This is a genomic window from Asticcacaulis taihuensis, from assembly GCF_900100255.1.
In the GTDB taxonomy this organism is placed as follows: Bacteria; Pseudomonadota; Alphaproteobacteria; order Caulobacterales; family Caulobacteraceae; genus Asticcacaulis; species Asticcacaulis taihuensis.
Genome location: NZ_FMTS01000011.1, coordinates 38,523 through 63,556 on the forward strand (window position 1 = coordinate 38,523; position 25,034 = coordinate 63,556).

Genomic DNA, 25,034 nt, shown 5'->3' on the forward strand with positions numbered 1-25,034 from the left:
CCGTCAGCACACCAGCCCTTCGGGCTTCGCCCAAAGAACTGGGCGCTGCCACCTCCCCCGCCTTGCAGGGGAGGATCATTTTTTATCTACAGCCCGTCGAACAACGCCGTCGAGAGATAACGCTCGGCGAAAGACGGGATAATCGCCACGATCGTCTTGCCGGCATATTCGTCCCTTGCCGCCAGGCGGAAGGCGACTTCCAGCGCGGCGCCCGACGAGATACCGACCGGCAGGCCCTCGACCTGGGCCGACTTGCGCGCCATGGCGAAAGCCGCGTCATTGGAAACCGTTTCCACGCCATCGATAATGCCGCGATCCAGGATACCCGGAATGAACCCGGCGCCGATGCCCTGAATTTTGTGCGGGCCCGGTTCGCCGCCCGAAAGGATCGGCGAGGCTTCCGGCTCGATGGCGATCATCTTCACCGAAGGCTTCTTCTTTTTCAGCGTGTGACCGATGCCGCTGATCGAACCGCCGGTGCCGACGCCTGAGACCACCACGTCCACCGCGCCATCGGTATCATTCCAGATTTCCTCGGCGGTCGAAACTTCATGGACAAACGGATTAGCCTCGTTCTCGAACTGCTGCGGAATGACCGCGCCGGGTGTCTCGGCCAGCAGCTCCTGGGCGCGATTGACGGCGCCGCGCATCCCCTTCTCAGCCGGGGTCAATTCCAGCTTGGCACCCAGGATCAGCAGCATCTTGCGACGTTCTATCGACATCGATTCCGGCATGACAAGAATGCACTTGTAGCCCTTGGCCGCAGCCACGAAAGCGAGGGCGATACCGGTATTTCCGGAGGTGGCCTCGATGATGGTGCCGCCCGGCTTCAGCTTGCCCGAGGCTTCCAGCGCCTCGACCATGGAAATGCCGATGCGGTCCTTGACCGAGGCCATCGGGTTGAAGAATTCGAGCTTGGCCAGCACGGTCGCCTTGGCGCCATATTCAGCCGACAGGCGCGGCAGGCGGATGAGCGGGGTATCGCCCATGGTGTCGAGAATCGAATCAAAGATCTTGCCGCGGCCCTTGCGGGCGAGTTTGGATTGTGCGTCGGCCATGTGGGGTCTCCAGTTGTGGACTTTGTGGCAGGTTGTTACGTGTGAAATTCGGGGAACTACAAGGGATTTACGATCCGCGGCCCAGGCGCCCGTGCGCTTTGTAAACCGCTCGTTAAACTTTATGAAAACATCTTAGCGCTTCCCGCCTTCAAGTTTAAGGCAAATCACCTCACACTTCGGATCAGCCAACCTAAACTGACCAGCAGGACTTCAAGATGAGCATGGATGATCTGTCAACACCGAACCTGACCCGCAGCGCCAGCGAACCGGCCGCGCATGTGGATACCGCGCCGGCTGTTGCCGAAGCCCCCGCTGACGAAATACAGGCGACGGAAGGCTTCGAACTGAGCCCGCACGACCTGGCTACGCAACTGGTCGGCAAGCTGTGTCACGATTTCATCTCGCCGGCCGGCGCCATCATATCGGGTCTCGACCTGCTGGAAGATCCTTCGGCGCAGGATATGCGCCAGGAAGCGCTCAACCTGATCTCAGCTTCGGCCAAAAAGATGGTGACGCTGGTGCATTTCGCCCGCGTCGCCTTTGGCGCCGCCAGCACCTCGGAAGCTTTCAGCGGCGCCCAGCTTGAGAAAATCCTCGGCGACATGTTCACCACCATGCGCGCCGAACTCGATTTCGCCATCCCGTCAGACATGCTGTTCCAGAAACCCGCCGCCCGCGCGCTGCTCAATCTCGGTCTGCTGGCCGGCAATTCGCTGCCGACCGGCGGCAAGGCGACCCTGACGGCTATGGCTGGTGATGATGGCCTGACCCTGACCGCCGATGCCGCTGGTCCGCGCGCCCGTCTCAAGGCTGAGGCCATCGAAGGTCTCAAGGGTCTGCCCCTGGGTGATGGCCTGAACGGTCAGTGGATTCAGCCGCACTGGCTGTGGTCGACCGTGCATGAAGCCGGCGGCACGCTCGATTTCACCGCCGAAACCGATCATCTGGTGCTGACGGTGAAACTGCCGGGTTAGGGTCTGGCAGCTCAGCCGCCAGGCGTTTTCGGTTGACGTCAAGCAGTCTTGTGACGTTGTTTGCAGAGGTTCACAAAGAGACGACTATGCAAAGAAATAACGCCATCACGCTCATGATTTGCGGTCCCCTTATAGCCGCGTTTCCCCTCATCATGACTTTTGCAATAATAGCCGTCGTCAGCATTTTGCGCTTTCCGGGATGGCAGGGCATTTGGGACATGGCAATATTGGCCGGCATGGGTTTGCTGATCAGCATTCCCGCCGGGACAGTCGTATTGATCGTTGGCATTGCAGGCTTCTTCTTTTTTAAATCAAAGCCAACACAGTCTGACGCCCGTGACCTGATGCGTTAATTCGCAAAGAGCACCATTTAATTCGATCCCACCAGCACAACGCCCACCAAGATCGCCACATAGTGCAGGACCGCGCCGGTCAGCACATGGCCATGCCAGATGGCGCGGCGGAACTTCAACTTTTTCATGGCGTAAAAGATGGTGCCGACGCTGTAGGCCACGCCGCCGAGCACCAGCAGGATCATGGCCGGCAGCGGCACTTCGCGCACCATCGGCTTGATGGCGATAACCACCAGCCAGCCCAGGATCAGATAGAGGGCAATCCAGAAGCCTTTGCCCAATCCAGGCAAAAGCAGCTTAGCCAGAATGCCGAGGGCCGCCAGCGACCAGACGCCGACGCTCATCCACAGCGCCCAGCCGCCTTTCAGCGCCTGGGTGGTGAAAGGGGTGTAGCTGGCGGCGATCATCAGGAAGATGCCGGCGTGATCGAGCCGGCGCAGGAAGGGCTGCCAGCGCGGCACAGCGAAATTATAGGCCATCGAAAAGGCCAGCATGGCGATCATGCCGATGGCGTAGATGGTGATGGCGGCCACCTTGCCGAGCAGGCCGTGATTAACCGCCAGACCCAGCGCCACGCCGCCGCCAAACAAGGCAAAGGTCAGTGCCACGATATGCACGATGAGATCGGCATGACGCGCCCAGCGTGTGGGGTAGTGAGACAGCTTTTCGGTGAGTTGTTCGATGGTCATGTCTGTAGTTTAAGCCTCGGACGGCAGCCTTCCCAATCACGATTTCGCGTTTGCGAAGACTTAAAAAATCTTACGTTTACGTAAGCGGCAAATCAGGCGAAGTAAAGGCCGGGCGCCATCAAGAAAAGTGACCGGTTCTTTCGACGCGGCTTGCCTCTGTAACTCTGCTGGTTATATGTCGCATCCGGGCCTCCCCGCCCCCAGAGATATAAGCATGACCTCCGCCAAAACCACCCTTACGCCCAGCCTTGTCGGTCTGTTCGCGCTCGCCTGCGGCGTCATCGTCGGCAATCTCTATTACGGCCAGCCGATCATCGCACTGATCGCACCGGATGTCGGGCTATCCGACCAGACCGCCTCGCTGATCGTTTCCCTGACGCAGATCGGCTATGGCCTGGGCCTGCTGTTCATCGTGCCGTTGGCCGACCGCACCGAAAACCGCCGCCTGACCCTGATCCTGCTGGCGGCGGCGTTCGCAAGTCTGCTGATGGCCGCCGTGGCCACCAATGGCACCCTGTTCCTGATCGTTTCCCTGCTGATCGGACTGGCCACTGTGGCGGTGCAGGTACTGATCCCGCTGGCGGCGCATATGGCTACGGACGAAAATCGCGGCCGGGTGGTCGGCAATATCATGGGCGGGCTGGTGCTAGGCATCCTGCTCTCGCGGCCGCTGTCCAGCCTGATCGCCGATCATTTCGGCTGGCGCGCCGTCTATTTCACGGCCGCCGCCTTCATGGTGCTGATGGGCGGGCTATTGGCCCTCACCCTGCCGAGCCGGCAGCCGGACCACAAGGTCACCTATGTCAGGCTGATCCATTCGCTGACCGTGCTGTGGCGGGCGCATCCGGCCTTGCGCCTGCGCACGCTGTTTCAGGCGTGCATGTTCTGCGCCTTCTCCCTGTTCTGGACGGTGGCGCCGCTGGAGCTGGCCAGCCGCTTCCACCTGTCGCAGACCCAGATTGCACTCTTCGCCCTGGTCGGCGCTACCGGGGCTTTGGCGGCGCCCCTAAGCGGACGGCTCGCTGATGCCGGCCATACGGTGACGGCCACTTTCGGCGCTCTGGCCGTGGGGGGCGCCGCCATGCTGATCACGCTGCTGCCGTCGATGCGTGGCGTCATTGTGCTCGCGGTGCTGGGCGTGGTGCTCGATTTCTGCGTCCAGATGAACATGGTGCAGGGCCAGCGCGCCATCTATGCGCTTGATCCCATGAGCCGGGGACGCGTCAACGGCATCTATATGGCGGGGATTTTTACTGGCGGCGCCATCGGCTCGGCGGTGGCCAGCACGCTTTATGAGAGTGGCGGCTGGGCATATGTGGCGCTGGCCGGCGGTCTGGCGCCGCTTCTGGCACTGGGGGTTTTTGTGGCGAATTACCGGAAGGCATAGATACTTCTCCTCCCTTGCGAAGCGGGGGAGGTGTCGAGCAAGCACAGCGCGTCGAGACGGAGGGGGCAATTCTAGCCGCCGTTTTGCCCCCTCCGTCGCGGACTTCGCCGCGCCACCTCCCCCGCTTCGCAGGGGAGGAGAAGGTTACACCACCTCGTCCGGTGCCAGGGCGCACGGATGGGCGCTGTCACTCATCTCGATCTGGATCGTGGCGTGGATAATGCCGTGGTGATGTTCCAGCTCCTCGGTCAGTTCGTGCAGGAAGGCGTCGCCCGGATGGCCACCCGGCATGGTCAGGTGCGCGGTCAGGGCCACCTCGGTCGTGCTCATGCCCCAGATATGCAGGTCATGGACATCAGTGACGCCCGGTTGCCCGGCGAGAAAGGCTTTTACCTTGTTGAAGTCGATATGCGGCGGCACGCCCTGCAAGCTGAGGCGCACGGAATCCCGCAACAGCCCCCAGGTGCCCCAGACGATCACCGCCGAGACGACGATGCTGAGCAGCGGATCAAGCCAGGCCCAGCCGGTCAGCAGCAGCACCAAACCGGCCACGACCACTGCGGCCGAGACCACCGCATCGGCCGCCAGATGGGCGAAGGCGGCCTTGATATTGAGGTCAGACTGGCCTTGCGCGAACAGCCAGGCGGTAAAGCCATTGACCAGGATGCCGGCGCCGGCCACCCACATCACCAGATCGCCCTGCACCGCCTCATGCGAAGAGAAGCGCTGCACGGCTTCCCACACAATACCGCCCACCGCCACCATCAGCAGGATGGCATTGAAGAGGGCCGCCATGATCGAAGCCCCGCGATAGCCGTAGGTGAAGCCTGCCACAGGCTTCTTCTTCGCCAGCCACCACGCCGCCCAGCTCAGGATCAGCGAAATCACATCGCTGAAATTATGACCGGCATCGGCCAGCAGGGCCAAGGAATTGGCCTTCAGGCCGTAGATGATCTCGGCCAGGATAAAGGCGGCATTGAGCGCCGCCGCCCACAGGAAACGCGTACCGAAATCAGTCGGAGCGTGGTGATGGTGGTCGTGATGCGAATGGCCATGATCATGGTCACGGTGATCATGCGAATGAGAGTGGTGATCATGGGCCATGTGCAGGTCTCGTCTGTAACTAGACGGCCAGCTTAGAAGCCTTGCGCGACCAAGACCAGTGGCGCACAAAAATAAATATCCAAATCAATGAGTTAGAACATTATAACATCACATTTGACGGACTATTCCGGCTGTGCGATTGCTGCGGACATAAACAGGGACACCGCCATGCTTCACATCACCCGCCGCGCCGCTCTTTTCAGCCTCGCCCTGATGCTGGCCATGCCTGTTCTACCCGCCTTGGCGAAAGATCACGCGCCCAAGTGGATTCCCACATGGTATGCCTCACCGGAGCCTTCCGGTGTCGAGGCGAAGATCAGTGACAAGACCCTGCGCCAGGTCGTGCGGGTCAGCGCCGGCGGCACCTCGGTGCGGCTGCGACTTTCCAATGCCTATGGCGCCGCTCCGCTGAAGCTGGAGGATATCCGTGTGGCGAAGCGCCTTACAGGCAGCCGCGTCGATCCGGCCACCGACAACGCCGTCACCTTCAATGGCCGCGCCACTGTCACCATCGCGCCCGGCGCCTATGTGCTCAGCGATCCCCTGCCGATGACGGTGGCCGCCGACAGCGATCTGGCGATCAGTCTTTATGTGCCGGAAGAAACCCCACTGGTGACGGTTCACGATATCCAGCGCGGTGTACTCTATATCGCCGACGGCCGCGTCAGCGGCGCGCCTGAGATACCAGAGGCGAAGACCGATATCGGCATCGGGAATGCCTTCCCGTGGCTGGCCGAGGTTGAAGTTTCCGGTTCGCCGGCGAAAGCCGCCCTGATCACTTTCGGCGACTCGATCACCGATGGCTACGGCATCACCCCAGACCTGGGCCGCACCTGGCCTGAGCTTTTGAGCCGTCGCCTGCATGAAGCAGGCATCAAACTCAGCGTCGTCAATGCGGGCCTGAGCGGCAACCGTCTGCTGCATCACGGCCAGTGGGCGCGCTTCGGCGATGGTGGGCTGTCACGTTTCGACCGCGATGTGCTGGCTCAGCCGAATGCCGCCGCGGTGATCGTGCTGATCGGCATCAACGACCTAGGCCATGCGCAAGGCCCCGGTTCGGACGGCTATGTCTCCGCCGATGATCTGATCGACGGCCTGAGCCAGACGGCGGCGCGCGCCCACGAACGCGGCCTGAAGATCTATGCCGCCACGATGACGCCCTTCCGCGACACGGTCTTCGAGGGTTATTTCTCCGAAGACAAGGAAACCGCGCGCCAGGCAATCAATGCCTGGATACGGAAACAAACCCTATTCGATGGCGTGATCGATTTCGAAAAGGCAGTCGAAGACCCGGCCAGGCCGGGCCACCTGCGCAGGGAATATGATGTCGGCGACCATCTGCATCCAAATGATGCCGGCGCGGCGGCCATGGCGGCGGCCATTCCATTGGGGCTTTTCAAATGACAACCTGGAAAGACCGCCGGATACTGGACCTGCTGGAGATCGGCCTGCCGATCATCCAGGCGCCAATGGCCGGCGCCAATGGCGCGGAGATGGTGATTGCGGTCAGTCAGGCGGGTGGTCTGGGCTCCCTGCCCTGCGCGCAGTTATCACCTGAACAGGTGCGTGAGGCCGCGCGACAAATCCGGGAGGAGACCGCTGCGCCGTTCAACCTGAATGTCTTTTGCCATGCTGCCCCGGCCCCGGAAGATCCGGCGGTGAAAGCCAGGTTAGCCGAATGGCGGCGGCATCTGACGCCCTACTACGAAGAGGCCGGACTGCCCGCCGATACCCCGGTGCCGCTGTCCGGGCGTGCCCCGTTTGATGATGCCTGGTGCCGCGTGGTCGAAGAGATCAGGCCCGCCGTGGTCAGCTTCCATTTCGGCCTGCCGGCGCCTGACCTGCTGGCGCGCGTCAAGGCCACCGGCGCCAAAATCCTGTCCTCGGCCACGACGGTTGCCGAGGCACGCTGGCTTGAGGCAAAGGGCGTAGACGCGATCATCGCCATGGGCGCGGAAGCTGGCGGCCACCGCGCGTCATTTCTGCAAATGGACATGTCGCGCCAGGTCGGCACCTTCGCCCTGGTGCCGCAGATTGTGGATGCCGTATCCGTGCCTGTCATCGCTGCCGGCGGCATATCCGATGGCCGGGGCGTGGCCGCCGCGCTTGTGCTGGGGGCTTCGGCGGTTCAGGTCGGCACGGCCTATCTGCTGACCAGGGAAGCCACCATCAGCGACGCCCATCGCGCCGCGCTTATGAGCGCGACTGACGACGGCACGCAGATCACTAATATCTTTACCGGCCGCCCAGCGCGCGGCATCAACAACCGCGCCATGCGGGAACTGGGGCCGCTGTCGGACCTGGCGCCGGACTTCCCCCTGGCCGGCGGGGCGCTTGCCCCATTGAAAGCCAGCCCGGCGCTTAATGGTGCAACGGAATTCAGCAATCTGTGGGCCGGGCAATCCGCGGCTTTGGCTAACCTAACCGACGCGGCATCTCTGACCAAGGCTCTGGCAGCCGATACAATAGCCCGGCTAAATAATATGGTTTAGAGGCACATATGTCCAAAACCCATAAACCCTTACGGGTTTTGGCAATGGCAAGGCCCGCCGCGCACGCCTTAGAAGCTTGCTAACGCTTCGCTCCTTGAGCACATGCGCGTAATCTCTTACGAAAAAAGTTAAGGCCCTGTGGCCTTAAGCGGCCATGCGGTGCCAGACCTCGTTATCGACCTTGCGGGTGTCGAGCTGGCCAATCTTCTGCTGCGCGAACATCAATTCCATCGCCATTTCGTTCAGCGACTTGAAGCTGGCATCCACGCTTTCCAGCCCGCCGCCGGTCGAGGTGACGAAAAACTGGGCCGCGTTGATACGCGGCATTTTTAGTTGGATCAGGTAGGCCAGCCGGCGGGCGCGTTCGGGATTATTGCGGTGCGCCTGGACATCCTCGGCGAACATTTCCTTGCCCAGTTGCGCGATATAATCGGCGCTGAGCGCGGAAAAGCGATCGGCGTCCAGCGGCTGCATCATGCGCGTGGCGTCGATATCGAGGATGAGGTCATTCAGCAAAAAATACAAAACGCTACCTGTACTTGGTTGTGGTCGATTTCACCCTAACCCAGAGGTTTTGTTATTCCGTTGAAAGACAAGGTAAATCAGCGATTCATCATATCCTCGACGGTTTCAGTCAGGAAATGACGGCCCTCCGCGTCCTCGATTTCAACCACCCAGATATCCGGATCATACCGGACCTGTCGCGCGATCCAGGCGTCGAGATCGGCCTCGTCCTTCGTCTCGACCGGCTGCATCCAGACGCTTTCTTCGCCCTTTTGCGCCTCGCGCAGCACATAGGTCTCGCGCGTCTTCAGGTTCAGCACCTTGACCAGCACGGCGCCGAACGATTTATCGCCCCGCCGCGCAATATAGGCGAAACTGCCCGCCTGCTCAACCCGGCGGGTAAGCGCGCTGACCCAGAGGTCGCTTGATAGTAACATTTGGCTAACCCTGATTGGAAACGCTGTCTAAAGCCCAATGGGCTATAAGGGATGAAAAGACATTCCTGACAGCCCGTGTAAAGCCGTTTTATGAACCTCCGTCCTCATGTCAAAAAGCTTGTGCTTGGGGCTGCTGCCGCGACAGCCTGCATAACGGCGCCCCTGCTGGCCAGGACGGCGGACGACTATACCCTGCCGGTGGTCAAGCGCTACTTCATGGTGCAGGCCGATGCGCGCTGCCATTTGCTCGATGCGCCGACCAGCCAGGCGCTGAAGGCTGGCTATCTGCAGGCGCGTAATGACGCCCTGCGCGCCGGCCTCAGCATGGCTTATCTGGCGCCCTGGCTGGAAAAGGCGAAGGCCGCCGCGGATCAATCCGATTGTGCCGCGCCGTCACTGATGGCCGAGGTCAATACCGCCGAAGGGGGCTTCCGCCGCTTCATGGCCGTGCCGCATCTCGAACTGGCCTCCGGCCGTACCGAATGGCGCGCCAACCGCGCCTATGGCGACGATCAGGTCTGGCGCCTGGTGCAATATCAAAATACCGATCAGGCCGACATGGCCTTTGGCCTCTATGGCGGACTGCACCAGAACCGTTTCAGCCTGATGGCCCGTTTCAAGGACGGCACGCGGCCCTACAGCGCCCGCCTGCTAGTACGCAATACCGATATCCTGACCTCGGGCCTGATCAATCGCGCCCCCTATTCAATCAGCGACACCCTGCCCGTCGGCTTTTCCGATTACAGTTCACTGAGCTTCATGGCCAGCGGTATCAGCGAGGTCACCACCGACCTGCGCCCGGCCGTGAAGACCAATATCGCCGGCTTCACCTTGACTGGCAATTATGTCGGCACGCAGGCACCGGAAGCCGCCCAGCGGTTCGACTTTCCCAGCCGCGCCTGGCTGGCGATCGCCAAACTGGATCCGCGCGAGGATATCGTCGTTGAGTTTTCGACCGATAACGGCCCGCTATATGCCCGCTTCGAGGTCGGCGATTTTATCACCGGTCTGAGCTATGTCGCCTTGCCGGCGCCCTATACGCATAATCAGGTCAATACACGCCTCTGATTTGGGCTTGACTTATTCATAGCTGAGTAGCTATATGTCAATTCATAGCCATTGAGGTATGAATTGACACCCTCGCCTGACATCTTGTTCCGCACCCTGGCCGACCCGACGCGGCGCGCGATCTTCGAGCGCCTGTGCCGCGACGGCGAAACGACCGTGGGCGGTCTGACCGAACAGGCCGGCGTTTCCCAGCCAGTGGTTTCCAAACACCTCGGCCTGCTGAAAGAAGCCGGGCTGGTGCGCGGCCGCGTGGATGGCCGCCAGACCCATTACAGCGCGCAAATCGGAGCGCTGTCGCCGCTGATGGAATGGACCAGCCAGATGGCCGGCTTCTGGGAGAGCCGCTTCGATAATCTTGAAAACCTGCTGAAGAGGATGGACCAATGAACCTCAATCACTGGATACGCCAGAGCCACCGCTGGGTATCGATCCTCTTCGCCCTGCTGGTTGCGGGCAACTTTGTCGCCATGGGTTTGAAGCATCCGATGACCTGGCTAACCTATGCGCCGCTGCCGCCCTTGTTCTATCTGCTGTTTACAGGGCTTTACATGTTCGCCTTGCCCTATATCAGGCCGCGCGCGCCAAAAAACGCTATTGCCGGGAACTGATCATGTCAGACTTGCCACGTCTGCTTTCGGGCGGCAATCCGCAGATCGCCAAGGGTTATGGTGACGCGCCAGTGCAAGCCTATATCGCCGCCATGCCCGGCTGGAAAAGCGGGGTCGGAAAGCGCCTTGATGCGCTGATCGAGCGCACGATCCCCGATGTGCTCAAGGCGGTCAAATGGAATTCGCCCTTTTACGGCACGTCGGACAAGGGCTGGTTTCTCAGCCTTCACTGCTTCACGAAATACATCAAGATCGCCTTTTTCAATGGCACGCACCTCGAACCTTTACCGCCCGGCATGTCAAAACAGAAAGACGTGCGCTATCTCGACATCCGCGAAAACGACACAATGAATGAGACGCAACTGGCCGACTGGATCAGACAAGCGAGCCAATTGCCGGGCCATAAACTATAAGGAAACGCATATGAAAAAACCGCTCAAAAGCACAGCCGGCATTCCCGCCGCGCAACTGATCGACGAAAATATTGCCGAATATCCCGACTGGCGCGGCGACACCCTGGCCACCCTGCGCCGCCTGATCAAAGAAGCCGATCCGGAGGTAGTCGAGGAATGGAAATGGAATATTCCGGTCTGGTCGCATGACGGCATCATCTGCACCGGCGAAACCTACAAGGCCGCCGTCAAGACAACCTTCGCCAAGGGAGCATCGCTGGCTGATCCAGAGGGCCTGTTCAATTCCAGCCTGGAAGGCGCTACGCGCCGCGCCATCGATTTCCGCGAAGGCGACGCCATCAATGAAGCGGCCTTCAAGGCCCTGATCCGCGCCGCCGTAGACCTGAATACCGCCAGCAAATCAAAGAAAGCCTGATCATGATGACCATGACCGAAACCCGCTCCGTTGTTGTCGAGCGTGACTTCCCACATCCACCCGAAAAGCTGTGGCGCGCCCTGACCCAGCCGCATCTGATGGAAGAATGGCTGATGAAGAATGATTTCCAGCCAGCGGTCGGCCACAAATTCAATCTGCGCGGCGACTGGGGCGGCGTGCTCGATTGCGAAGTGCTCACCATCGAGCCAGGCAAGACCCTGGCCTATAGCTGGGACTTCGCCAACGAAAACCCGGCTTTTGATCTGAAAAGCGTGGTCACCTTCACCCTGACGCCGACCGATACCGGCACGCATCTGCGCGTCGAACAGGCAGGCTTCCGTCCAGACCAGAAGCAGGCATTCGGCGGCGCCCTGCATGGCTGGCAGGGGTTCCTGGGCAAGCTGGAAACCGTCGTTGCAGAGCTAGACTAGCTCTTCGGCGGGCGGATCACGAAATCGCTGAACCGGCTCAAGGACTCCGGCGTGTGGCTGATGTCCTCCAGCGGATTATGTATCGCGTTTTGGGCCGCCCGCGCGAAGGCTTCCAGCGACTGCACCGCGCTTTGCGGTTCCGGCTGGACTGGCCGGCTGTTGACTGGTCCCATATTTACCGGCCCCATATTTACAGGCATGGGCATCGGCAGTTCCGGCTGCTCGTCCGCCTGCACCACCGGCAGGGATATTGTCACGGTCGTACCCTCGCCCAGGGTGCTGGAAAGCGTCAGGCTGCCGCCCAGAAGATGCGCCATGGCCTTGACGATCGATAAGCCGAGACCCGTCCCCATGGCCCTTTGTTCCGCCGGACCTGACTGTTCATAAGGCTGGCCGATCCGGCTCAGGTCTTCGGCGGAAATGCCGATGCCGGTATCGGTGATGACAATATCGACCACGTCTTCCCGCTGGCTGAGGCTGAGCCGCACATCCCCGCCCTGCGGCGTGAATTTCACCGCGTTCGACAACAGGTTCAGGCAAATCTGCTTGATGGCGCGTTTGTCGGCGCTGACCAGAAGCGGCATTTCCGGCATCTGGCTGATGATATCGATGGCCTTTTCATGCGCCTGCCCGCGGATCAGACGCAGCGCCGCCGACACCGGCTCACGTATATCGAAGCTTTCCAGGGCCAGTTCGTATTTCTGTGCTTCGATCTTCGACATATCGAGCACATCATTGATCATATCGAGCACATGCTGGCCGGATTCCCATATCAGTTGCGCATATTCGGCATATTTCGGCGGCAACTCGCCGAACATCTTCAGGCGCATGATATCCGAAAAACCGATGACCGCATTAAGTGGCGTGCGCAGTTCGTGGCTCATGCTGGCGAGAAACTGCGTCTTGCCCTTGTTCAGGCTTTCGGCCTCGATGCGCGCCGCCTCCAGCGAGGCTTCGTGGGCGTGCGACAGCGAGGCGTCATGCATGACGCCATAGACGCGGCCGTCCAGCCCCCGACGCAGCGACAGGAGCACATAATGATCCATGGCGGCGTGGGGCGTAAAACCGATATCGGCCCGCCCCTCGATGACGGCGGTTTCGATTGCGGCCTTGACCCCCATCCGGTCCGGCACATGCGCCGACGCCGGCACCCCCAGTTGCAGCAGCGCCTTGAGGTCCAGCCCCGCCGGCGCTTCGCCATAGGCCGCCACCACCCGACCGTCGCCATCGAGGCAGATCAGCAGGCCGGGCTGCTCGGTCAGGATTTTCAGCAGGCGGTCGCGGGCCTCCTCGGCCTCGCTGGCGCGCTCGGAGCGCATCCGCAGGGCCGGCAAAACCGCCAGTCCCAACCCCGCCACGATCGAGACATTGGCAATGACCGACAGCCAGAACCCTTCCTGCTCGTCAGGCAGCCTAATGCCATGCCAGACGCTGATCATGATTCCGAACAGGGTGATGCCGAAGGCCAGGGAGGCGCCAAGCGTGATCAGGGTACGCTGATTGAGCACCACGGCCGCCAGCAGGGGCAGGATGCACCACACAGCCAAAGGCCCGGATATCCCTCCTGTAAAGGCCACGGCCAGCAGGGCGCCCACCGCCCAGACCCACATAAGGGCCTGACGCATGAACTGGCTGTCGCGGCTGAGCAGGATCACACAGGCCGCGCCGGGCACAGTGATGGCCACCAGCGCCGCGATCACCAGAGGCGAGGCCGGCAGCAGCAGCAGGCCCATCAGCCCGAAGAGCGTATAACCCGCCCAGCACAGATGCCAGACCACGACGCTTAAACGCAGGCCGGGCAGGCGCAGGCCGGCCCCGCCTTCGGTGGCATTCGGGGCCTCATCCTGAAAGTAGGCTTTAAGCGACACGCCTGCGTATTTCCCTAAAGACGAACAAAAACATCCCGATGCTATATAATAAGCATCTGAATTTTAGCCAGAAATGTGACATTGCCCACGGATATCCCTCACGACGGGAGATTCCGGGCGTCAGATATTACAAAACCGGGTCTTTTTAACCATGGCACGCTTCGGGGTAACCGATGTTTAATACCCCCTGCCTAAATTGACATTTTGTGCCGCGCGTCCTGACCACCGCGCCGCCTTCAGGGTGTTGTATGTCTTTCCCGCAGCCGGCAGAAGCGCCAAACTGGCCCCTGGAGGCCGCCCGCGAAGCGGCGGCTGAAGAGGCTGCGAAGATGTCTGGCAAGGACGATTTCGGAAGGCGCGCCTTCCTGCGCATGGTCAGCCACGAACTGCGCACCCCGCTCAACAGCATTATCGGTTTTTCCGACATCCTGAACCAGGAACTCTACGGCCCCCTTGGGTCTCCGCAATATGTCGAATATGCCGGCATTATCCGCGACAGCGGCAAGAAACTCCTGAGCCTGTTCAATAATGTGCTCGATATCGTGCGGCTGGAAAGCGGCGGCGGACTGGCACCGATGAACGAGCCGGTTCTGCCGATCATCGAGGAAGCGATTGCCAAGCTCCGCCCCCAGGCCACGGCCGGCGGGGTCACGCTCTATAACCGCGTCGCGGACGAAGACCTGCACGCCTGGCTGGACCCGCGGGGGCTGGTCTCATGTCTCGACCATCTGCTGCGCAATGCCATCGAATTCAGCCCCGCGGGCGAGATCGTTGAAATCAACGCCCGCCGGACGGACGGCCATGTCATCCTCACCGTCTTCAATCGCGGCGACGCCCCCGACCAGGGCGATGTCGAGAGATTGATGAAGCCCTTCGAGCAGGGCGAGAACGCCGAGAACCGCCGCCATGAAGGCGCCGGCCTGGGCTGGGCCGTCGTCCGGCTCAATGCCGAGGCCATGGGTGGTGCCTTCGGCGTTGTGTCGCGCAAGGGCGAGGCGCTGAAGGCCATAATCCGGCTAAAGGCCGCGTAGCGCACGTCCTGCCTTGATCCGGGCGCCCTTAGCGGACATATAGGCCCTGTAACCAGCATGAGCGCCCGTATGTCCGAATTCCAAGCCCGCCTGAATGACCTGCTCGACGAGTTCGAGTTGTTCGATGACTGGGAGGAACGCTACCGGTATATCATCGATCTTGGCAAGGATCTGGCGCCGCTGAAGCCGGAAGAAAAGACCGAGGCCACCAAGGTTCTGGGCTGCGCCTCTCAGGTCTGGCTGGTGATGGACGCAGGCCCGGAAGGGATTCTGCGTTTTCGCGGCGAGTCCGACGCCTTTATCGTCAAGGGGCTGATCGCCGTGCTGATCCGCCTGCTCGATGGCCTACCCTACAGCGAAATCCAGGATTTTTCCATCCGCGATACACTGGCGAAGCTGGGTCTGAACGAGGCGCTGTCCTCCCAGCGGACCAACGGCCTGATGTCGATGGTCGAGCGCCTGAAAAAAGCGACGGCCTGAATTGTCGCCATTCGTTTACGCCACCATTTCCATCAGGTTGGTGCTGAGCAGCTTGACATCGAACGGATCCGGCGCGCTTTTCAGGCACTTTTCCAGATGCTCCAGCCGGATATCGAAGGCCCGGTCGTCACGCAAATCTTCCACCAGGCGGCAGGCATACCCGGCCGTGGTGCGATCCCGGCCGAAAGCCGCACCGATGCGCGCCAGCGGCCATTCAAAGCTGACATAGGCCAGGTACATGGCCACCTGCCGCGCCCGCGCCGCACGGGCCTGGCCGCGGGTCGCGCCTCGAATCTGCTCTGCGGGAACGCCTGTCGCCAGCGCCACCAGATCCATCACGAACAGGGCGCGCGCGACATCGCGCCGCAAGCCGTCGCCGCGCCCTTGCGCCCGGCTGTCACGCATAAAATTATCCGCGGTATTTTGTGCCTTTATCATCTGAACTCCCATCGCCTGTGAGCCGTGTGTAACCCACGGTCAAAATCATAGGCGCGCCCCAGGAGAAGAGGATAACTTTCCTATCCAAAAATGTGAATAGGTATAATTTCCTTTTTAAGGCACGTTAAAGGCGTTATTTTTATTAAAATTTACCACAGGTTGCATTTGCTGCTTGCTTCTACAAAAGCGGGCATAGATGATGTAAACGTTCAGGGATTAAGGGATGAAGCACGGCCCGTCGACCGTTTCCGGCAGCATCTGTGCCCACCGGCCATGTTTACGAAGCGGAGCGTATGCCCGACTGTACCAGATCGACCTTGCCGATCAGGGCATCGTGGCCCAGGATCATGTCGACATTGACGCCATCCGACGCCAGGGGCAGGCGCAGCCAGAACAGGCTGAGCCCCTTGGCGCCGCGCCAGGCCATGGAATGCAGGCCGACATTGGGCTTGCCGGTCTCGACGACAAAGGTGAGGTGTTCGGCCCAGTATTGGGCCTCCGGTTCAGTATAGATGCTGTCGAGCCGCTTGCCGGTAATTTCCTCGCCATAGGCCGTGAAAAGCTCTGTGCCGGCCAGGCGCTGGCGGAAGACTTCGGGGTTGTTTTCGGGATTGGGTGACAGCACATCGATCAGGCTGATGGTCGGCAGGCGGCGCTTGATCGCCACAGGATCGAGGTCTTGCCGCGAGGGCAGCCTGCCGCACCGGCGCAGACTCTTCCAGTAACGAAAGATATCTTCGTGCGAGCGCAGGGCCGCCAACATATCCGAAGCTAAACCAGCCATAAGTAAAAGTTTGTCTGCCCCTTCGCTAAACCCCGTTCCATTGGAAAAACCAAGGATAAGGTCTTCGCATATACACCTACAAAATGGAACAAGACGCGAACACTTGAATCAAGTCTGTATAAAACAGTCCATGCCCGCGAATCACCCAAATTCACCTTCTCTTAACTGGTGAATCCTTGGCAAGCAAAAAAGGGTTAACGCAGACTTTATCCCAAACACGATAATCCACTGTTTCATGGGGATTAACAGGTATCGACTAAGGTATACGGACCTTTTGCGGGGTTGCTCTCGCGTCAAACTCTGGCCAATTGAGTCATATTGGTCACAGGAAAATACTGCCGCCACTCTGTATAAAAATGCCATCCTGAAATAAAAAGGCCCCGGCAGGTGCTGCCGGGGCCTCCTTAATTCATATTGAGAGCAGACTTATGCCTTGCTGGCGCGGCCCTTGCGGGTGACCTGGCGGCCGCCCTGACCGAGGCCCATCTGCTTGGCCAGGTCCGAACGCGCCTTGGCGTAGTTCGGCGCGACCATCGGATAATCCTTCGGCAGGTTCCACTTGGCGCGATAGTCTTCCGGGCTCATGCCGTACTTGGTGCGCAGATGGCGCTTCAGCGACTTGAACTTGCGGCCGTCTTCGAGACAGACAATAAAATCGGAAGAAATCGACTTCTTGACCGAAACAGCCGGCTCCTTGGGGGCTTCGACCTTGGTTTCTTCGCCGGAAGAAATAGAGTTGAGCGCAGCATAAACGCTTTGGATCAGCGAGGGCAGTTCGCTGGCCGGCACGGAATTATTACCGACAAAGGCAGAAACGATATCCGCCGTCATGTCCAGGGTGTCCGTCTTGCTTTCCATTATATTGTCCTTTGCACTTTGTGGACTTTACCTATGACAGCAGACTGCAATATTCAAGCCTTATCGTCAAAAAAAACGCACATGCCACAGATGTGAGCAATGAATTACTTGATATATGGCAATTAAAGTCAGTTCAGACCTGTTTAGGCGAATCACAGATTACGTCTATATCCAGATCGCGCCGTCATTCAGCTCTTTAAATCTTGGGCAAAGGCCAGCATGGCGCTCAAGCAGCGGAGGGGCCGGCCATCCGGCGGTAACGCGAATCAAAATGCCATGCAGGCTCAGCATTACCCTTTTAAATCTTGGGCAAAAGCCAGCATGGCGGCACGTTGCGGCACGCTCAGCGAATCAAGATCGACGTCTTCGCCGTTTGAAATGGCACGCAGCATGACGTGCGTCAGGGCCGAGGAGAGCGACCAGTTCCAGTAGCGCAGTACGGTCTGGGCGCGGTCGACCGCCAGGATATCATAGGTGATCAGCACTTCAGCCAGATGCGGGTGCATGAGCCCCTCCGACGTGCGCAAGGGTCGGCGCAGCGCCTTCCACAGGGCTTTAAGCGCTTTTTTCGACAGGCCGGTCGCCTTGCACAGCACCGCCAGCCCTTCGCCACCGCGGTCACGCATCAGCTTGGCACCGGTGGCCGGCTTGATGCCCGACATGTAGGAGATTTCCTCGGCCATATGACGCGTCATGCCGAGGCGCGCGGCCTCGGCAATGGCGGCCTCCAGCGAGGTATAGGGGCTTTTCTCCAGCGCTTCGCGGTTGCGCTGGCGGCGTTCGATGAATTGCAGCGCCTTGCGCGCCAGCGGATCCTGCCATTTCTCGGCGGCCATCATGGCGAAGACATCCGAGGCCATGTCCTGCATGATTTCGCGGTTGACGCCGAAACGGGTCAGGATCAGGCGCCGGCAATCGGCTTCCGCCCACCAGAACAGCACATAGGCCGAGGACGGCCGCAGTTCGCTGCGCTTCATGATCAGCGGAATGAGCTGCGGATGGGTCTGGCTCATCGCCACCGCCGCTTCCAGCGCCGGCTGAGACAGGCGCGCCCGCTGATTTTTCAGCAGGGTCTCGATCACCGGAATATTCTCCGTATCGACCAGGTATTCACACAGGATGCTCGACAGTTCCTTGCGCGTGGCCAGAAGCATGTGGTGATGGTGATTACCAAATTTCGCGCAGTAATACAGATCAGCGTCGCTCAGGGATTCGCAATCCTCAATCAGCGCGCGCGCCACCTCGGCATCGTCGGTGATCAGCATCCGGATCAGGGAATTGGGGATTTCGCCCAGAATGCTGACGCGTTTGGCGACCCTTATCCGCTCATGCAGGACCGATTCCCTCAGCATCTCGACCAGCAGGTCGGCAGTCACCGCGCGCTCGAAGGCATTGATCCGGCTTTCCGGCAGGCAGACGACATCGGCCAGGCGCTTCAGCAGGACATGCCGGGCCTGGTTTTTCGGCGGCGGCGCCTCGGCGATAATATCGTCGAAAATCTGATCCAGTTCTGAGCCTTGCGCCCCCTCAACGCCTTCGCCCGCCGCGAAATCATCGGTTTCGGCAGGGGAATCGGCACGGGCGAGGGAACTGACCATGCCAGCATCATCGCCTGCATCCGTTAATCTTTTGTATAAGATCGGTTTTGGCCGAAAATCGATGTCATTTGGCAGGAAAACCCTCTGGCAAATTTATGCCCTTTTCGTCATTTTCCGCGCATCGTTCAGCGCTTTTGGAAAGGACAGCCCATGCCCCAATACGAACTGCATATCGGCAACAAGAACTATTCCTCGTGGTCGCTGCGCCCCTGGGTGCTGCTGAAGGCGCTGGATATCCCCTTCACCGAGCACCAGCATTACTTCACGCCTGACAACAGCGCCTTCAAGACCTTCTCGCCCACCGCCCTTGTGCCTGCCCTGATCGACGGCAAGCAGACGATCTGGGACTCCCTGGCAATCGCTGAACACGTTTACGAAGACCATGCCGCCGTATGGCCCGCCAGCCGCGAGGCGCGCAGCTTCGCCCGCTCGGCTGCCGCAGAGATGCACTCCGGTTTCAGCGCCCTGCGCAACCTGTGCTCGATGAATATCGGCATCCGCGTCAAGATGTTCGACACGCCGCCCCCCCTGATCCGCGACCTGGCCCGCATTGATGACATCTGGCGCTACGGTTTCAGCAATTTCGGCGGCCCGTATATTGCCGGCAGCACCTTCACGGCGGTGGACGCCTTCTATGCACCGGTCGTCTTCCGCATCCAGACCTATGGCGTGGGCTTCGATCTCAGCAGGGAGGCGCGCGCCTATGTCGATTTCATGCTCCAACACCCCGCCATGAAAGACTGGTACCAGGCCGGCATAACTGAAACCGAACGCGACGCCCCGCATGAAGCCGAAATCACGGCGGTGGGCGAGGTAATCGCCGATTATCGCGCGAAATAGTTTATCCGGGACACTTGCCAAAAACGACTAAAACATGTCGCGTAATTTAATCTCTCGAAAACACGGTTCCCCTGGCTTGCGAAAGCCATAGTTTCGCAAGCCAGGATTCCGTCCGGCGGCGTCTTCAGGCGAAGACAAATGGTGGCGGTGTGCCTTGCTTTTCCCCTCGCAAGCGCAATATAAAACGCCTATAGGCTGCGCCATGCCTGTTTCCTCCGAAACCAGAAAACCCCATTTCGCCGAATTCGTCGCCCTGATCGCCTCGCTGATGGCGCTGGGCGCGCTCGGCATCGATTCCATGCTGCCAGCCTTGCCGGTGATAGGCGCCGACCTGCATGTCCGCGTCGAGAACCATCTGCAATGGATCGTCTCGATCTACTTCCTCGGCATGGGCCTGGGTCAACTGTGCTTCGGGGTTCTCTCCGACTGGCTGGGCCGCAAGCGCGTCCTGATCGCCGGGGTGATGGTCTATGTCATCTTCGGCCTGATCGCCGCCACCAGCCAGAGCTTCGCCTTCCTGCTGGCTTTACGCCTCTTCCAGGGCTTTGCCGTCGCCACCACCGGCGTGGTGACGCGTTCGATCATCCGCGATCTTTACAGTGGCCCGCAGATGGCCAAGGTGCTGTCGATCAGTTTTGTCGTCTTCCTGCTGGTTCCGATCCTGGCGCCGAGCCTGGGCCAGCTTGTGCTTCTGGTCTGGCCGTGGCGCGCCATCTTTCTGATTATGGCCGGCCTGGGCGCCGCCACCGCGCTCTGGGCGTGGATACGCCTGCCCGAAACCCTGAACCCCGCTGACCGCCATCGCCCCGACCTCGCGCACCTGAAACGGGTCGGCTTTTTCGTCATCACCGAACCCGGCTCAATCTTCTATTCTGTCGCCATCATGAGCCTGATCGGCGGACTTCTGGCCTATGTCTCTCTGATGCCGCAAATCTTCGCCGAGGTTTTTCACAAGCCGCACCTGATGGCTGGCATTTTCGCCGCCTGCGCCGGCACCATGGGTGCCGCCTCGGCACTGAATGCCTCGCTGGTCGAGCGTCTCGGCACCAAACGTATTTCGCATACCGCCCTGACCGGTTACCTGGTGGTCACCGCCATTCACATGGCCTGGGCGTGGAGCGGCCGCGAAACCATCCTCAGTTTCACCCTGTTGCAGGCCCTGACCATGGGCCTGATGTCGCTGTCGACCTCCAATTTCTCGGCCGTGGCCATGGAAAAGGTCGGGCATGTGGCCGGCACCGCCGCGTCGCTGCAAGGCGTGATCACCACGGTTGGCGGCGCTTTCGTGTCCGGCTTTATCGGCGCCGGCTGGACCGGACATATCTACTGGCTGCCTCTGTCCGCCCTGATCTGCGGCGTACTGGCCTTCATCCTGATCGCTGTCGCCGAAAAAGGCCGGCTTTATAGAAACCAGTAATTCCACAAATAACTTGCCTGAAATTTCATTCGAGCATATACCTTGCATGACAAAGTAACTGGTCATGAAAGACTCAAGTGCCGCCCGCCGCTGACAAGACACCTGAAAGCCGCCGCACCCAGATGTACAAGGGCGTGCTGGAACTGGCCCTGATGCGCCTGCTCCAGGATGGCGCGCAATACGGCCTGAAAATCCTCGATGGCCTGCATGAGGAAGCCGGTCTCGACCTGTCGGAAGGCACGCTCTACCCGTTGCTGCACCGACTGGAAAAGGCCGGACTGATCAAATCCGAATGGCGTCATGAAGCCGAGGCCAGCCATCCGCGCAAATATTACGGCCTGACGCCGGCGGGGGCGACGGAACTCAAGGCCCAGGGCGATATCTGGCTGGAAATGACCGAACGTTTGAATGCGTTTCTGAAGAGGGGAAACTGAGATGGGCGCGCAGGACGAAACCGACATCAATACCTGGCTGGGCTATCTCGAACAGGTGCTGGCCCCTCTGCCGGCGTCAGAACGCGAGGATATCGTCGTCGAGGCACGCGCCCACCTGGAGGAGCGCGTGGCCGCCGGTCTCAGCGCCACGTCTGCTCTGGCCGGCTTTGGCAAGGCGGAACACTATGCCCGTGCCTTCCTCGATGACCACGCACTAACCCAGGCGCTGGACAGCCGCCGCGCTCTCACCATGGCCAAAACCCTCTTCGGCGTGGCCGGGCAAAGCCTGATCGCTACGCTAGGCCTGATTGCCTTCCTCGTATTCGGCACCACCACGATCGGCGCCATCGCCTGCCTGCTGCTCAAGTTCGCCCGGCCGGAACTGATCAATCTCTGGCCCGGTTCCGAGCGTCTGGGAAACGGGCTCTATCCGGTCCTGGTCGCCATCGCGGTTATCGATGCCTGGCTGGCGCGCTTCAGCCTAGTTCTGGCGCTCAAGGGCCTAAAAGGACGTCCTGACCGGGAATAGCAACACCGACCCCATGGACAACCTTCGATTAATTCGTTATATAGCGAAATACATCGGGAGGGGAACACCATGAAAAAAGGACTATCACTGGTCAGTGCGATTATGGCCCTGGCTTTTGCCATGCCCGCGTTCGCCGAAGACCCTGCCGGTGATTGGGGGGGGCTGCTGATGGGGCAATTGCATATCATCGTCCATGTCAAAAAGGACGATCAGGGCCAGTACAGCGCCACATTGGAAAGTCCGGATCAGGGCACGTTCGTCTTGCCGGCCGATACGGTGACGGCTGCGCCGGATCACCTCGCTTTCGCCATCACCAGGATCAACGGCAGTTATGACGGCCAGTGGGATGAAACAAAACAGGCCTGGGTTGGCACCTGGACGCAAGGCCAGGCCATGCCGCTTGAACTCAAGCGCCTGGTCGACGGCAAGGTGGTCTCAGTTGAACCCAAACGGCCGCAGGAAGAGGCGATCACAGCCGGACCACGCCCTTATACGGTTTCCGAAGTTGCATTTGACAGCGTGGCCGGCGTTAAACTGGCCGGCACGTTCAGCGTGCCTGAGGGCAAAGGCCCCTTACCCGCCGTCGTGCTGATCGCCGGTTCCGGCCCCCAGACGCGCGTTGAAAACGTCTTCGGCCATAAGGTTTTTCTGGTACTGGCCGATGCGCTCAACCGCGCCGGCATCGCCGTGCTGCGCTATGACAAGCGCGGCATTGGCCAGTCGACTGGCGACTATGCGACGGCGACAACGACGGATTTTACCACCGACGCCATCGCCGCCGTGAACTGGCTGAAGGCACGCCCAGAGGTCGATAAGGCGCATGTCGGCCTCATTGGCCATTCCGAAGGCGGACTAATCGCGCCCGCCGTGGCTTTGAACGATCCGTCGGTCGGCTTTATCGTGCTGATGGCCGGTCCCGGCCTGCCCGGCGATCAGATCCTGCTGTTGCAGCAGGCGGCCATCGCCCGCGCCGCCGGACAGCCGGAAGCCACCATCGCCACCGCCGGAAAGATCAATAAGGCGGCCTTTGACATGATCAAATCGGCGAAGAGCCTTGACGACGCGAAAACAAAAGCCGCCGCCATGGCCAGCGATCTGGTCGCCAGCGGGCAGATGACTCAGGCCCAGGCCGATGCGGCATTTGCCAGGGTTGCGACGCCCTGGTTCTACGAATTCATCCGCTCCAACCCCCGGCCCATACTGGAAAAGATCAAGGTACCGGTACTGGCAATCAATGGCGCGCTTGACACCCAGGTGTCACCGAAGGAAGATCTGGCAGCGATCCGGGAAGCTTTAAAAAACAATCCGGACACGACCGTCACGGAGCTGCCCGGCCTCAATCATATCTTCCAGACCGCCACAACCGGCGCCCCTTCGGAATATGAAGGCATCGAGGAAACCATGGCGCCGATAGCGCTTAAAACCATCACTGACTGGGTGGTGGCGCATACCCGCTAAGGCTTTTTCAGTTCGGCTTCCAGCCATTCCATGTCGTCGTCGCTGAGGCCGAAATGATGACCCGTTTCGTGGATGAGGATATGGCTGACCAGGTCTTCCAGGGTGACACCACCGTCCGCCCATTCATCCAGTATGGCACGGCGAAAGAGATGGATCATCGGCGGCAGGTCGCCGGTCATGACCTCCAGTTCTGCCGGGCGACCGGTATAGAGCCCAGTCAGTTCGTAAGCGTCTTCGATTTCAAACTGGTCCAGCAGGTCTTCAGAGGGAATGTCCTCGACGATCAGCACGACGTTTTTCAAATAGCCCGCAAACGGTTCTGGCAGCCGTCCGAGAGACGCCCGGGCGATTGTTTCGATATCGTCAAGCGATGGCGGCAGACCGAAAGTCATTCGGCGGCGGCTTTTGCAGTATCTTCCGGATGAATCTCGACGACCTTTTCGCCGCTCCATTCGCTCCGGCACAGCCCCGGACCGCGCTTGCGGTCGACGGTGCGCTGTAAGGTTTTTCCTGTTTCGTCCGTCAGTCGGGACAATTGGGTATTCTTCATGTCTTGAAGTCCTGAAAGACGCCGAACCTGTACGCAGAGGTCCGGGTTGACAGTGATGTACGCCTCTCGAATGTATACAAAACGTGTCGGCGACCATTGTCGTGCCTGATAGCATTGCTCGCCCAGCATTTTATAATCATCCGACAGATTGTGTAAACGGCGCCGCGGGCCCTTTCGGCACACGGCCCGTGACGCCGCGCCAGAATTGTATTGTCAAAACAAATGACACCGGTTGCCAAAACGCATAAACAACAAGGCCTCGAACGCAAAATGTCCAGATAAGCCTTTCAAAGGGAAGAAAACCATGTGTACCAGCCTCTATGTCAGGACGCTCTACGCCACGCATCCGGACATGATGCAGGGGGCGGATAATGCCGATCTGCGCGACAAATACCTGATGACGGGCCTGTTTGCGCCCGACGCCGTAGTGCTGAACTACACCCATTTCGAGCGCTTCGTCATCGGCGGCGTCGCGCCAGTCAAAGGCACGGTCAGGCTGCCCGACCAGACAGAACCCGCCTCCGCAGCCGGTCATCCCTTCCTGGAGCGCCGCGAACTCGGCGTCATCAATGTCGGGAGCGGCATGGGCAAGGTGTCGGTCGATGGCGTGATCTATGATCTGGGCCTCAAGGACGGGCTCTATATCCCCATGGGCTCGGCCGAGGTGCTGTTCACGTCGTATGACGCCGCCAATCCCGCCCTGTTCTACCTGACCTCTACCCCCGCCCATGCCCGTTACGAGACGGTCAAGATCTCCATCGACAAGGCCGTGCCGCTGGAGCGCGGCTCGCTGGAGCAGTCCAACCAGCGCGTCAT

General features: G+C 60.2%; 30 protein-coding genes and 1 pseudogene. 19 read left to right on the forward strand and 12 right to left on the reverse strand.

All coding sequences use genetic code 11. The annotated features are described in order from the left end of the window. Positions 1–86: 86 nt before the first annotated feature. Positions 87–1,058, reverse strand: a complete 972-nt coding sequence (cysK, locus tag BLO49_RS17495) for a cysteine synthase A (protein ID WP_090650838.1) — start codon at positions 1,056–1,058, stop codon at positions 87–89. A gap of 215 nt (positions 1,059–1,273) precedes the next feature. Here cysK and chpT point away from each other — a divergent pair, with 215 nt between their 5' ends. Beyond that, positions 1,274–2,032 (forward strand): histidine phosphotransferase ChpT, encoded by a 759-nt coding sequence (chpT, locus tag BLO49_RS17500; protein WP_090650839.1) that lies wholly within the window; start codon positions 1,274–1,276, stop codon positions 2,030–2,032. An 86-nt stretch (positions 2,033–2,118) separates the two neighbouring features. Beyond that, positions 2,119–2,385, forward strand: coding sequence for a hypothetical protein (locus BLO49_RS17505; protein WP_139159734.1), 267 nt, complete (start codon positions 2,119–2,121; stop codon positions 2,383–2,385). 17 nt (positions 2,386–2,402) lie between these two features. On the opposite strand, the gene trhA is transcribed toward BLO49_RS17505, so the two are convergent. Further along, positions 2,403–3,074 (reverse strand): PAQR family membrane homeostasis protein TrhA, encoded by a 672-nt coding sequence (trhA, locus tag BLO49_RS17510; RefSeq protein WP_090650842.1) that lies wholly within the window; start codon positions 3,072–3,074, stop codon positions 2,403–2,405. Positions 3,075–3,288: 214 nt separating this feature from the next. On the opposite strand from trhA, the gene BLO49_RS17515 reads away from it, so the two are divergent. After that, positions 3,289–4,461: an MFS transporter gene (locus BLO49_RS17515; protein ID WP_090650844.1), complete on the forward strand. Its 1,173-nt coding sequence runs from the start codon at positions 3,289–3,291 to the stop codon at positions 4,459–4,461. A gap of 144 nt (positions 4,462–4,605) precedes the next feature. Here the strand turns inward: BLO49_RS17515 and BLO49_RS17520 are convergent, their stop codons facing one another. Further along, entirely contained in the window at positions 4,606–5,565 is a 960-nt protein-coding gene (locus tag BLO49_RS17520) for a cation diffusion facilitator family transporter (protein ID WP_090650845.1), read from the reverse strand. Between the two features lie 168 nt (positions 5,566–5,733). Between BLO49_RS17520 and BLO49_RS17525 the strand changes: the two genes are divergently transcribed. Further along, positions 5,734–6,969 carry an SGNH/GDSL hydrolase family protein gene (locus tag BLO49_RS17525; RefSeq protein ID WP_090650846.1) on the forward strand — a complete coding sequence of 412 codons (1,236 nt, stop codon included), beginning with the start codon at positions 5,734–5,736 and terminating at the stop codon, positions 6,967–6,969. Beyond that, positions 6,966–8,057, forward strand: a complete 1,092-nt coding sequence (locus tag BLO49_RS17530) for an NAD(P)H-dependent flavin oxidoreductase (protein ID WP_090650848.1) — start codon at positions 6,966–6,968, stop codon at positions 8,055–8,057. Before BLO49_RS17525 ends, BLO49_RS17530 begins: the two co-directional genes overlap by 4 nt. A 144-nt stretch (positions 8,058–8,201) precedes the next feature. On the opposite strand, the gene BLO49_RS17535 is transcribed toward BLO49_RS17530, so the two are convergent. Together BLO49_RS17535 and BLO49_RS17540 are read right to left on the reverse strand one after the other, a co-directional pair. Beyond that, positions 8,202–8,573: a hypothetical protein gene (locus tag BLO49_RS17535; RefSeq protein ID WP_245679089.1), complete on the reverse strand. Its 372-nt coding sequence runs from the start codon at positions 8,571–8,573 to the stop codon at positions 8,202–8,204. Positions 8,574–8,659: 86 nt separating this feature from the next. Further along, a complete protein-coding gene (locus BLO49_RS17540) occupies positions 8,660–8,998 on the reverse strand; it encodes a DUF1491 family protein (RefSeq protein WP_090650851.1) in 339 nt (112 codons plus the stop codon). 90 nt (positions 8,999–9,088) lie between these two features. Here BLO49_RS17540 and BLO49_RS17545 point away from each other — a divergent pair, with 90 nt between their 5' ends. From BLO49_RS17545 to BLO49_RS17570, 6 genes are all read left to right on the forward strand, one after another. Then, a complete protein-coding gene (locus BLO49_RS17545) occupies positions 9,089–10,066 on the forward strand; it encodes a hypothetical protein (protein ID WP_090650853.1) in 978 nt (325 codons plus the stop codon). Positions 10,067–10,129: 63 nt separating this feature from the next. Then, positions 10,130–10,453 (forward strand): ArsR/SmtB family transcription factor, encoded by a 324-nt coding sequence (locus tag BLO49_RS17550; RefSeq protein ID WP_090650854.1) that lies wholly within the window; start codon positions 10,130–10,132, stop codon positions 10,451–10,453. Next, positions 10,450–10,674 carry a hypothetical protein gene (locus tag BLO49_RS17555; protein WP_090650855.1) on the forward strand — a complete coding sequence of 75 codons (225 nt, stop codon included), beginning with the start codon at positions 10,450–10,452 and terminating at the stop codon, positions 10,672–10,674. The genes BLO49_RS17550 and BLO49_RS17555 overlap by 4 nt, the downstream gene beginning before the upstream one ends. 2 nt (positions 10,675–10,676) lie before the next feature. Then, complete coding sequence (locus BLO49_RS17560) at positions 10,677–11,087, forward strand: DUF1801 domain-containing protein (RefSeq protein ID WP_090650856.1); 411 nt, start codon at positions 10,677–10,679, stop codon at positions 11,085–11,087. Positions 11,088–11,097: 10 nt separating this feature from the next. Continuing rightward, positions 11,098–11,502 carry a DUF1801 domain-containing protein gene (locus tag BLO49_RS17565; RefSeq protein ID WP_090650858.1) on the forward strand — a complete coding sequence of 135 codons (405 nt, stop codon included), beginning with the start codon at positions 11,098–11,100 and terminating at the stop codon, positions 11,500–11,502. 2 nt (positions 11,503–11,504) lie between these two features. Then, complete coding sequence (locus BLO49_RS17570; protein ID WP_220083768.1) at positions 11,505–11,933, forward strand: SRPBCC family protein; 429 nt, start codon at positions 11,505–11,507, stop codon at positions 11,931–11,933. On the opposite strand, the gene BLO49_RS17575 is transcribed toward BLO49_RS17570, so the two are convergent. Then, positions 11,930–13,801, reverse strand: coding sequence for a sensor histidine kinase (locus tag BLO49_RS17575; RefSeq protein WP_090650861.1), 1,872 nt, complete (start codon positions 13,799–13,801; stop codon positions 11,930–11,932). The two genes, BLO49_RS17570 and BLO49_RS17575, sit on opposite strands and share 4 nt — an antisense overlap. 248 nt (positions 13,802–14,049) lie before the next feature. On the opposite strand from BLO49_RS17575, the gene BLO49_RS17580 reads away from it, so the two are divergent. Beyond that, entirely contained in the window at positions 14,050–14,832 is a 783-nt protein-coding gene (locus BLO49_RS17580) for a sensor histidine kinase (RefSeq protein ID WP_090650863.1), read from the forward strand. 69 nt (positions 14,833–14,901) lie between these two features. Further along, positions 14,902–15,312 carry a SufE family protein gene (locus tag BLO49_RS17585; protein WP_090650865.1) on the forward strand — a complete coding sequence of 137 codons (411 nt, stop codon included), beginning with the start codon at positions 14,902–14,904 and terminating at the stop codon, positions 15,310–15,312. Between the two features lie 15 nt (positions 15,313–15,327). Here BLO49_RS17585 and BLO49_RS17590 read toward each other — a convergent pair whose 3' ends face one another. From BLO49_RS17590 to BLO49_RS17605, 4 genes are all read right to left on the reverse strand, one after another. Beyond that, a complete protein-coding gene (locus tag BLO49_RS17590) occupies positions 15,328–15,717 on the reverse strand; it encodes a helix-turn-helix domain-containing protein (RefSeq protein ID WP_220083769.1) in 390 nt (129 codons plus the stop codon). Between the two features lie 310 nt (positions 15,718–16,027). Further along, entirely contained in the window at positions 16,028–16,534 is a 507-nt protein-coding gene (mopJ, locus tag BLO49_RS17595; RefSeq protein WP_090650866.1) for a motility/cell cycle regulatory protein MopJ, read from the reverse strand. 426 nt (positions 16,535–16,960) lie between these two features. Continuing rightward, positions 16,961–17,392: a Ros/MucR family transcriptional regulator gene (locus tag BLO49_RS17600; RefSeq protein ID WP_090650868.1), complete on the reverse strand. Its 432-nt coding sequence runs from the start codon at positions 17,390–17,392 to the stop codon at positions 16,961–16,963. Between the two features lie 290 nt (positions 17,393–17,682). Continuing rightward, a complete protein-coding gene (locus tag BLO49_RS17605) occupies positions 17,683–18,990 on the reverse strand; it encodes a DUF2336 domain-containing protein (RefSeq protein WP_090650869.1) in 1,308 nt (435 codons plus the stop codon). 150 nt (positions 18,991–19,140) lie between these two features. Here BLO49_RS17605 and BLO49_RS17610 point away from each other — a divergent pair, with 150 nt between their 5' ends. The 5 genes from BLO49_RS17610 to BLO49_RS17630 all read left to right on the forward strand — a co-directional run bounded on the left by BLO49_RS17610 (position 19,141) and on the right by BLO49_RS17630 (position 23,668). Further along, the gene (locus BLO49_RS17610) at positions 19,141–19,830 is read left to right on the forward strand and encodes a glutathione S-transferase family protein (protein ID WP_090650871.1); all 690 of its coding nucleotides are present in this window, start codon (positions 19,141–19,143) and stop codon (positions 19,828–19,830) included. Between the two features lie 202 nt (positions 19,831–20,032). Continuing rightward, positions 20,033–21,247 carry a multidrug effflux MFS transporter gene (locus tag BLO49_RS17615; protein ID WP_090650872.1) on the forward strand — a complete coding sequence of 405 codons (1,215 nt, stop codon included), beginning with the start codon at positions 20,033–20,035 and terminating at the stop codon, positions 21,245–21,247. A gap of 77 nt (positions 21,248–21,324) precedes the next feature. Next, positions 21,325–21,681, forward strand: a complete 357-nt coding sequence (locus BLO49_RS17620; RefSeq protein WP_090650874.1) for a PadR family transcriptional regulator — start codon at positions 21,325–21,327, stop codon at positions 21,679–21,681. Position 21,682: 1 nt separating this feature from the next. After that, a complete protein-coding gene (locus tag BLO49_RS17625) occupies positions 21,683–22,210 on the forward strand; it encodes a DUF1700 domain-containing protein (protein ID WP_090650875.1) in 528 nt (175 codons plus the stop codon). Positions 22,211–22,279: 69 nt separating this feature from the next. Next, positions 22,280–23,668 carry an alpha/beta hydrolase family protein gene (locus BLO49_RS17630; protein WP_090650877.1) on the forward strand — a complete coding sequence of 463 codons (1,389 nt, stop codon included), beginning with the start codon at positions 22,280–22,282 and terminating at the stop codon, positions 23,666–23,668. On the opposite strand, the gene BLO49_RS17635 is transcribed toward BLO49_RS17630, so the two are convergent. Then, on the reverse strand, positions 23,665–24,060 hold the full coding sequence (locus BLO49_RS17635) for a metallopeptidase family protein (protein WP_090650878.1): 396 nt from the start codon (positions 24,058–24,060) through the stop codon (positions 23,665–23,667). The genes BLO49_RS17630 and BLO49_RS17635 overlap by 4 nt on opposite strands. After that, positions 24,057–24,347 carry a hypothetical protein gene (locus BLO49_RS18270; RefSeq protein WP_139159735.1) on the reverse strand — a complete coding sequence of 97 codons (291 nt, stop codon included), beginning with the start codon at positions 24,345–24,347 and terminating at the stop codon, positions 24,057–24,059. Before BLO49_RS18270 ends, BLO49_RS17635 begins: the two co-directional genes overlap by 4 nt. A gap of 175 nt (positions 24,348–24,522) precedes the next feature. On the opposite strand from BLO49_RS18270, the pseudogene BLO49_RS17640 reads away from it, so the two are divergent. Further along, positions 24,523–25,034: pseudogene (locus BLO49_RS17640) on the forward strand (5-deoxy-glucuronate isomerase); the annotation flags it as partial.